This is a genomic window from Acidobacteriota bacterium (assembly GCA_040752675.1).
GTDB lineage: Bacteria > Acidobacteriota > Polarisedimenticolia > JBFMGF01 > JBFMGF01 > JBFMGF01.
This window is the reverse complement of the sequence record JBFMGF010000032.1, coordinates 1-8198: the sequence shown is the minus strand read 5'-3', so window position 1 is coordinate 8198 and position 8198 is coordinate 1. Positions and strand designations below refer to the sequence as shown.

Below are 8198 nucleotides of genomic sequence, written 5' to 3'. Positions count from 1 at the left end.
ATTCTTCGACGTTCCTGATGACCTTCTCTTCAAGATGGTCTGGACCATAATCAATGACGCTGATCAGTACCTCACCGGGCTTCGCCTTCTCAGGCGCAACCAGAGTCCCGGGCGATTCCCCCAGTTTGTGGTGTTTCTTTTTTGCCATACCCATACCTCATCGAATAACCAGCAGTCTCTCAAAGGGTCTATCAGAAATTCCCTTCGATACCAACCATGTCTTTTCCTGAAATCAATTCTGTTGGAATTATGTCTCTATGTCAACGCGAATTTTAGTCTCGGGCGGAGCGGGCACAGCGGAAACCCATCTGCTGATTGGTGAGGCCGGGTTTCATGGAGCCCCTGCAGGAAACTCTGCAAAAGAAAGGCAACGTCATCCATCCCCCTCCTCTAACGACTTTCTTTTCCGCGCCTTCAGGACCAGTCGGATTTTTCTCAGGACCTCTGGAGTAATAGTCTTTCTCAAACCAGTCGGAACACCATTCTGCCGCATTTCCTATAATGTCGTAGATCCCGAATGAATTGGGTGGAGTGCTTCCCGCCTCTGCGGTACCTATCTTTGCATAACTGCGGTTACGCTTGACTTCGTAGATGGCTTTATCGGAACTGATTTCATCCCCCCATGGGAAAAGCCTGTCATCCATCCCACCCCTTGCTGCAAACTCCCATTCCGCTTCCGTTGGAAGCCTCTTGCCCGCCCATTTTGCGTAGGTATCGGCGTCTTTCCAGGTAACTCCAACGGCAGGATGCTTCTCCATTCCAACTCTGAAATATCTTGCCCAGCTTCCTTCCGGTTTGTAACCAGACTCTTTGACGAAGCGGGCAAACTGTTCGTTTGTAACCTCATACTTATCGATGTAGAGGGGATCTACGTAAACTCGATGCCGGGGCATCTCCGAGTTCACAACATCCTCCATGAAGTTACCGATCTTTTCCCCGCTCTCCAGTTCACAGACTTTGTTGAGCTGCTCTTTATGCAGTCCCATCCAGAACTCTCCGCCGGAAAGAAGAACCATCTCGCCCGTGACTTTTTCTCCCTTCTGCTGACCGGAACTTTGTCCGGGTTGCTCCACAGTTTTAGCAAGAAGAGTTGTTTCATGCGGGATGATAAAAACAGAAAGAGTCATCATGAGGACCAGCAGCATCATAACCTTACTTCTCATCATACCTCCAGTTCTTCTTCATAGAACATCTGAAAATACCATTATTTTAGAATTTATCCCTCTTTTTTCCAAATAATTATCCTGATTCAGATACGAGCCTTTCTTTCGACTACACATTCCTATAATATTTAGTATCTGGTATTCGGGATCAGGAGATGGGAGAGAAGTCGAACCGGTTTGAATTCCTCGAGAAGAATCTGAAGGATCATGTCGTCGCCTTGTCGCACGAGATCGGCGAGAGGAGCCACCATCATTATGAGAGTCTCGAAAAGGCGGCTGAGTACATCTTTCAAAAGTTCGAAGACCACGGATACACTCCTGAGAAGCATACGTATAAGATCTCTGGAACCGAGTACGGTAACATCATCGCAACCAGGACAGGAAGAGATGAACCTTATAATATCATCGTAGCCGGGGCGCATTACGACACGGTCCGCGGGACACCCGGAGCCAATGACAACGCGAGCGGCGTATCTGCTGTTCTGGAGCTATCCAGGCTCTTCTCGACCATAGACACGCGAAAAACTATAAGGTTCATCGCCTTCGTGAACGAGGAACCACCTTTTTTCAGGACGAGGTTGATGGGCAGCAGGGTTTACACAAGGCAGGCAAAGAAGAACAATGAGAATATCTTAGCCATGCTCAGCTTTGAGATGATCGGTTACTATTCTGAGAAAGATGGATCCCAGCATTATCCTTTCGGGATACGGCTCTCCCATCCCCGCGAGGCAAACTTCATTGCCATCGTGGGAGATCTCCGTTCAAGGAGATTCGTTAGAGAATGCGCCCGGATTTTCAGGAAGCATTCCAATTTTGATATTCAATCTGTCAGCGTGCCTCGATTCATTCCCGGGGTTGACTTCTCTGATCACTGGTCATTCTGGAAGGAAGGGTACAGAGCCGCCATGGTAACCGACACTGCTTTTTACAGATATGATGATTATCATACGTCGCACGATACGTTTGAGAAACTGGGTTACGGAAAGATGGCCCAAGTGGTGGAAGGCTTCTACCACGTTCTGGCAGAACTCGGTGAATAGAGAGACCGCCTGCCCATCATCCTTTGCCTTTCCCTGAATCTCCTCAAGAAAGTATTTGCGAGAAAAACTATGCATTCTACTTCTTGAAGAGATAAGCTGATTCGAAAGTCTTCATCGAGGTCCCGTCGTGGAAGAGGTACAGGGGCTTGTAGATTCCTTCGCCGCTCCATATTGCAGCGCTTCCATGTTCGCCGTGTTTGTTGATGGCGTAACATTTTACGTTGTATTTGAACCGTCCCTTCTCGTCTTGGAGCCTCTTCTCGCGGGAGCGCTCGTTGATCCTCTTGCAGGCAAGGAGACAGGCCTCCTCGGGAGATTTCCCCTGGCGCATCCATTCCACGATCATCACTGCGCTGCAGTTCAGGAGATTGGCCTCCCCCCGTCCGGTCGAGCCCGCGGCTCCCACTTCGTTATCCACGTACAATCCGGCACCGAAAACAGGAGAATCTCCCACTCTCCCGGGGATCTTGAAGGCAAGACCGCTCGTCGTTGTGACACAGGATAGATTCCCATTCATGTCCAGCGCGCTGCAGTGTATCGTGCCGTAATGCCTCAGGAAAGATTTCGCATACTCGCCGATATTCGTATCCTGCATGGAATGTGGAGGCAGCCAATCATCCTCATTGCTCAAACTTTCCTTCCACTTCAGCCACTTCTCACGCGACTGATCCGTGAGCAGATTTTCCTCTTTGAATCCATGGGCTCTTGCAAACTTTAGAGCCCCTTCCCCCACGATGAGTACATGGTCGGTCCTTTCCATGACGATGCGCGCCACCTTTGACGGATTCTTGATGTTTCTAAGGGCCGCAACGGCACCTCCCCTGTATGACGGACCATGCATTACGGCGGCATCCAGTTCGACCACCCCTTCCTCGTTCGGAAGGCCACCGTATCCGACGCTGTCATCATTCGGGTCATCCTCAACTATATTTACTCCAGCGACAACCGCATCCAGAGCATCCGAGCCGTTTTTTATCATCTCCATCGCCTTCTCCACTGCTTTCGTTCCGTTTGAGCTTGCTATGACGATCGGTCTGGAAAATGCCATTTCCGAAAGATGGCCTCCGACCAGAGCGCTTCCGCCCAGAAGCGCGCTCCCTTTCAAAAAATCACGCCTCTTCATTGATTTCATGAGATTCCTCCTTTAACTTTGCCAATATTAATGCAAAATAATTTTCATTTGCAAGAACAGGTCTTTAAGATTTACAGAATACTGTTTTGGGGGTTGCGTTGACAAGCGAGACAGATAGGATAAAATCAAGATATTTTCGATCATCTTAAGGAAGATTGAGAAAAGGGGGGATTATAGAGACGCAGCATAAGCTTATTGGAATATATTGATTATGGGAGTGCTTTTAATATTTCTGGATGGCGTTGGAGTGGGACAGAATGACCCCTCAAAGAACCCTTTTGCCATTCGGAAGTCACTGCTCAGCCGATTCTCGGAAGAAGCTTCTGCCGAAACCCCTCCCGCTATAATAAAAAGCGCGAACGACGACTTCAGCGTGCTTCAGGATATTGTGGAAAGCGACTATGTGGACAGGCACCCCTCCTTTAGAGCCATATTTAACAATTTCTGTCATCATCTCCTCGCACACGAAAAGGATTATGTGAATAATGAAGAAAGACGCAACAGTCCTTGGCTTCCAGAAGGCTGTTGCGAGAGAGAAACTTACAAAGCTATCGATGCTACGCTCGGTGTTCCGGGGATACCCCAATCGGCCACTGGGCAGGCTTCACTCCTCACCGGAATGAATGTTCCACAGGTGGCCGGCGGGCATCTCGCCGGGCTTCCCAACCAGAAAGTGCGGGATGCTATTAACAGGGAATCGATCTTCCTGAAATTATCCCGGATGGGATTGAAAGCCATCTTCGCCAATGGGTTCACGGAGGCTTATTTTAAAAGGGAAAGACCCCGGGTCTCGGCAACGACCCAATCGGCTATAGCGGGCGGCGTGAAGCTGAGGACGATTGAGGATGTCAAAAACGGAAAATCGCTCTATCACGATTTTACGAATTTCTTCCTCAAAGAGATGGGGTACGAACTCAAGCTCTATTCACCCCAAAGGGCAGGTGAGACCCTTGTGAGAATCGCTTCGGAGCATGATTTCACACTCTATGAATACTTCATCACGGACATCATAGGACATAAGGGTGGGCTAAGAGAGGCTTCAATCGAGGTTGCAAAGATCGACCTTTTCATGCGAAGCGTTCTGGACAACATCAATCTGGACGACAACCTCGTCATTGTCACGAGTGACCATGGCAACCTGGAAGACAGTTCTATCAAGACCCATACGCTTAACCGGGTCCCTCTTCTCTGCTGGGGAAAGAACAGCGAAAAACTCGCATCCGGAGTGGATGATATCTCTGCCATCTCAAACAGCATTATCTCCATCCTGACATCCTGAATAATCGCGAGACCCTGATATCCTGAAGGATCTCAGGATAGAGTCGCATGGCGGATGAACAGTTATCCGCTCCTACCTCTGCCGATCTTTTTACGGAGGATCTTCTTTGTCTTCTTCCAGCCGTCGGTGAGATGGAAGGCAAGTCTTTCCATCTGGATCTTCAGGTCCACCGTGTTGACTTCCACTCCTTTGGGAATCTTGAGCCTGGTAGGGACAAAATTCAAGATGGCCTTGATGCCTGTCTCCATGATCCTGTCGAGGGCCCACTGACCCGTATGGGCGGGAACTGCTATGACCGCAATGTCGACCTTTTCCTTCTTAATGATCTCGTCGAGATCATCGACATGATGGATTGGAACGCCTTCTTTTGTCTTCATTCCCACTTTCTCTCTGGCATTATCGAAGAGGGCGACGACCCTGAACTCCCGTGTATTGAATCCGGCGTAATCTGCGAGTGCCCTTCCGAGGTTTCCTGCGCCGACGATGACGATGTTGTACTTCTTATCAAGCCCGAGGATCTTTATGAGATGGTCTTTCAAATCAGAGACGTAGTAACCGACCCCTCTCACTCCGAATTCTCCGAAATAGGCCAGGTCCTTTCTCATCTGGGCAGAGTTGAGATGGAAGTGATCGGCAAACTCCTGGGAAGAGATCGTCTTGACTCCCGCGCTTTCAAGCTCGTTCAGACATCTCAGATAGAGAGAGAGCCTTTTGGTGGTCAGTCTTGAAACATAGCCATATTTCATATCCCTGTCTCCTCGATATAGAAGGACATCTTTCTCCTGAAAGAACTTCTAAATGTCAATGCTCAGGGCCAACAATCTTGTTTATAATTTCACAAGCGATTGTAACACAATTCCTGAATTTTTGAATAAGATAAAAAGAGTGATGACGCTGGAAGGGCGAAGGGGGCGCCTCCCGTGTGAACCCCCTTCGCTTTCCACCGACAGCCACATTCCTTGAGAGGGGAAATGGCCGACTAAAGTAGGCGTTCGAAGAGATTACAATCACCATGCCATATCAATGGTTACTCTGGATGATCGCATTGGATTGCTCTGCCAATAGGGTTTATTGACATGCGTGGAGATGGTCTTGATGTATTACGGAAAGGTGAAATCCGCAGTGAGCAGTGTGATGATTTGAAGAATAGCTGAATAAAACCGTCATCTATTGATACAGTCTATCATTTAACTAAGAGATTTGCCCCTTTTTTACCCCCCCCATAAGGATAACCTTGACATTATTCGACGCCGTCTTCTTTTGCTTCCTTCATCTCCTTTTCCTCGATCACTTTCACGATCTCCGCCGCGGTCTTCGCCCGGCTCAGTCGCTCTGTGAATCCCTCGTTCTTGATCATCCTGGCGATCTGGGCAAGGAGCTTGATGTGAAGGGAGGCGGCTTCCGGCGGACCTATGATAAGGAAAATGACCTTGACAGGGTTGCCGTCGATTGAGTGAAAATCAACCCCCTCCCTGGAGATTGCAACCGATACGATAGTCCTGCTGAGCGAGGGGCAGCGAGCATGCGGGATTGCCACTTCCGCTCCGATCCCAGTGCTCATAACCTTCTCCCTCTCCAGGAGTTTTTCGAGGACATCCTCCCCATCCTTGATGACATGGCATCGGCTAAGACGGACCACTATCTTCCTGAGACAATCTTCTGTATCGCTGGCATAGAGATCAGGCTCTAGCAACTCGACATCCAGAAAATCAGATATCTTGATCATGGTTTCATTCTACCACTCTTCTCCACGAAAGATCTCCGGTCTCGATGAAGAAGAGATTATTTCTCAAGCCTTCAATCTGTTATAGCGTTCTGAATAGACCTGAAACCAGGTAAAGGATCTTACCCGGAACAGTACCGAGAATAAAAGTGAAGAGGACGGCGATGGCCAAGGCAACGGAAGCGGAGAATCCCGGCTTCGAGACCTCGCCTGGTAAGGCCGGCTCCTTCATGTACATATGGACAATGACTCTGAGATAGTAATATGCCGCGATGACGCTGTTCAGGATGCCGACGATGGCAAGAACGTACAGTTTCATCTCTATGGCTGCCTTGAAGACGTAAAACTTTCCTATGAATCCTGCCGTTGGCGGTATCCCGGTGAGAGATAGAAGGAAGATGCTCATGGCTGCCGCCAGAAGAGGCCTCCTGTATCCCAGCCCGGAGTAATTTTCCAGCTCGTATCCCTCTTCATATTCCTCCGTTCCCCTGCCGATCAACGAGGCAGCGGCAAAGGCTCCGATCGTCATGAGGGCATACGCCAGCAGGTAATAGACGATGGCAGAGACGCCGGCGCTCAGCCCATTCACGCCATCTATACTGATCCCCGTCACGACGACTGCGATCAGGAGATACCCGGCATGAGCAATGCTCGAATAGGCCAGCATCCTCTTGATGTTCCTCTGCGCCAGCGCGACCAGGTTTCCGAAGCTCATCGTGATGATGGAGAGAAGAGTCAGGACACTTACCCACTTCACCGCCTCTTCGCCGAAGGATGTGTTGAGGACCCGAAGGAGCGCGGCAAAGGCCGCCGTTTTAGTCCCGGTTGCCATGAATCCGGAGATTATGGTTGGCGCTCCCTGATAGACATCCGGAGCCCAGAAGTGAAACGGGAAGGCGGCCATCTTGAAGCCGAAGCCGATGATGATGAGACCGACTCCGATGAGACCGAGGGCTCCTTTTTCGGGCAGCTGTGAGATGCCGTGAAGATCAAAGCTTCCGGTAACTCCATAGATGAGTGCGATGCCGTAAAGGATGAACCCCGTCGAGAAGGCTCCCAGGAGGAAATATTTGAGCGAGGATTCAAGAGATTTCAGTCTGTTCCTCGTTATGCCGGCCAGGATGTAGAGAGGGATGGATAGGAGTTCAAGCCCGATGAAGATTATGAGAAGATTCCGGGATTGGATCATGACTATCATCCCTGCCGTGGCGAGGAGTATCAGCGAGTAGAACTCTCCATAGTAGATCCCTTCCCTTTCGGTAAAGCTGATGGAGGACATGACCGTCAGGAACGAGATCGCGAGGATGATCAGAGAAAAGAAGAGGCCAAAATTATCGATGAAGACCATGTTCAGAGCGGTAAACCGTTCGGGTCCCCAGATCATGATCGTCGCTATGCCCGAAAGGACGATAGCGATGAGTGATGTGAAACCAATAATCCTCGAACCCTCCCTGAATAAGGGTGACAGAAGGAGTAGCAGGAGCGCATAGGCTCCCAGGATGGTCACGGGAAGGATCAGGCTGAAATCTATCATCTGTGAAAAGCTCATCGTTTAGACTCGGAATAAAACAAAATCAATACGACAATCACTTAACATCCGATCAACTCAAAAAGTAGAGAACGATAACAACAACCCCTATAAAGAAGTAAAGGGCGTAATTCCTGACGTATCCCGTCTGGAACAGCCTGGCGATATTTCCAGCGATGTCAGCGAAAGCAGCCGTGACATGGATAGTTCCGTCGATGACCCAGGTGTCGAAGTCAAAACTCCTCCTGCAGAGGAAGTAGTAGGGCTGCACAATCACTGCATCGTAAAGTTCGTCCACCCAGTACTTGTTGGAGATGAGCCTGTACAAAGACA

General features: G+C 49.5%; 8 protein-coding genes. 2 read left to right on the top strand and 6 right to left on the bottom strand.

Annotated features, from left to right (window positions below; translation table 11 throughout):
• Nucleotides 1-272: 272 nt before the first annotated feature.
• Complete coding sequence (locus AB1756_03435) at nucleotides 273-1166, bottom strand: formylglycine-generating enzyme family protein (protein ID MEW5806389.1); 894 nt, start codon at nucleotides 1164-1166, stop codon at nucleotides 273-275.
• Between the two features lie 152 nt (nucleotides 1167-1318).
• Here AB1756_03435 and AB1756_03430 point away from each other — a divergent pair, with 152 nt between their 5' ends.
• Nucleotides 1319-2203 carry a M28 family peptidase gene (locus tag AB1756_03430; GenBank protein ID MEW5806388.1) on the top strand — a complete coding sequence of 295 codons (885 nt, stop codon included), beginning with the start codon at nucleotides 1319-1321 and terminating at the stop codon, nucleotides 2201-2203.
• 76 nt (nucleotides 2204-2279) lie between these two features.
• Here AB1756_03430 and AB1756_03425 read toward each other — a convergent pair whose 3' ends face one another.
• Nucleotides 2280-3335: an isoaspartyl peptidase/L-asparaginase gene (locus AB1756_03425; protein ID MEW5806387.1), complete on the bottom strand. Its 1056-nt coding sequence runs from the start codon at nucleotides 3333-3335 to the stop codon at nucleotides 2280-2282.
• A gap of 211 nt (nucleotides 3336-3546) precedes the next feature.
• On the opposite strand from AB1756_03425, the gene AB1756_03420 reads away from it, so the two are divergent.
• Entirely contained in the window at nucleotides 3547-4614 is a 1068-nt protein-coding gene (locus AB1756_03420; protein ID MEW5806386.1) for a hypothetical protein, read from the top strand.
• Nucleotides 4615-4676: 62 nt separating this feature from the next.
• Here the strand turns inward: AB1756_03420 and AB1756_03415 are convergent, their stop codons facing one another.
• The 4 genes from AB1756_03415 to AB1756_03400 all read right to left on the bottom strand — a co-directional run.
• Nucleotides 4677-5360, bottom strand: coding sequence for a redox-sensing transcriptional repressor Rex (locus AB1756_03415; GenBank protein ID MEW5806385.1), 684 nt, complete (start codon nucleotides 5358-5360; stop codon nucleotides 4677-4679).
• Nucleotides 5361-5854: 494 nt separating this feature from the next.
• On the bottom strand, nucleotides 5855-6340 hold the full coding sequence (locus AB1756_03410) for a PTS sugar transporter subunit IIA (protein ID MEW5806384.1): 486 nt from the start codon (nucleotides 6338-6340) through the stop codon (nucleotides 5855-5857).
• Nucleotides 6341-6419: 79 nt separating this feature from the next.
• Entirely contained in the window at nucleotides 6420-7871 is a 1452-nt protein-coding gene (locus AB1756_03405) for an NADH-quinone oxidoreductase subunit N (protein MEW5806383.1), read from the bottom strand.
• 67 nt (nucleotides 7872-7938) lie between these two features.
• On the bottom strand, nucleotides 7939-8198 hold a 260-nt coding region (locus AB1756_03400), incomplete at its 5' end, for an NADH-quinone oxidoreductase subunit L (protein MEW5806382.1).

Bases quoted from the DNA above. Each gene is read 5' to 3' on its own strand.
- AB1756_03420 (MEW5806386.1), top strand. From the start codon at position 3,547: ATGGGAGTGCTTTTAATATTTCTGGATGGCGTTGGAGTGGGACAGAAT.
- AB1756_03430 (MEW5806388.1), top strand. From the start codon at position 1,319: ATGGGAGAGAAGTCGAACCGGTTTGAATTCCTCGAGAAGAATCTGAAG.
- AB1756_03415 (MEW5806385.1), bottom strand. From the start codon at position 5,360: ATGAAATATGGCTATGTTTCAAGACTGACCACCAAAAGGCTCTCTCTC.
- AB1756_03425 (MEW5806387.1), bottom strand. From the start codon at position 3,335: ATGAAATCAATGAAGAGGCGTGATTTTTTGAAAGGGAGCGCGCTTCTG.
- AB1756_03435 (MEW5806389.1), bottom strand. From the start codon at position 1,166: ATGATGAGAAGTAAGGTTATGATGCTGCTGGTCCTCATGATGACTCTT.
- AB1756_03410 (MEW5806384.1), bottom strand. From the start codon at position 6,340: ATGATCAAGATATCTGATTTTCTGGATGTCGAGTTGCTAGAGCCTGAT.
- AB1756_03405 (MEW5806383.1), bottom strand. From the start codon at position 7,871: ATGATAGATTTCAGCCTGATCCTTCCCGTGACCATCCTGGGAGCCTAT.